Genomic DNA, 260 nt, shown 5'->3' with positions numbered 1-260 from the left:
AAAGTACGCAGTTTAATGAAATTGGGTGTTAGCGAACGACTCGCCATTGCATGTGGTATCACCAGTAAAGGTCCTTGTAGAAGCTCAAAAACAAAAGGAATTAACATTGCGATAGGCAATGACTATCTAGCGTCACAAGGTTTAGCGTCATTAAGAGATATTTGGATCAATATTCACTACGGGAGATGAACCGCCCATTGCGGACCCGCATGATGGGTGGTGTGGGGGCTGGAGGTTAGAGACCTCCGGCTACCCGATTA

Annotated in this window: 1 protein-coding gene; it reads left to right on the top strand. The window is 46.2% G+C overall.

The features are described from left to right. On the top strand, positions 1-189 hold a 189-nt coding region (locus tag H5203_RS22635; protein WP_259401997.1), incomplete at its 5' end, for a Retron-type RNA-directed DNA polymerase. Positions 190-260: the final 71 nt, after the last annotated feature.

It is taken from the genome of Pseudoalteromonas sp. SG41-1 (assembly GCF_014164575.1).
Classification (GTDB): domain Bacteria; phylum Pseudomonadota; class Gammaproteobacteria; order Enterobacterales; family Alteromonadaceae; genus Pseudoalteromonas; species Pseudoalteromonas rhizosphaerae.
Note: the sequence above shows the minus strand (reverse complement) of the source record. Positions and strands in the feature narration are given on the sequence as shown.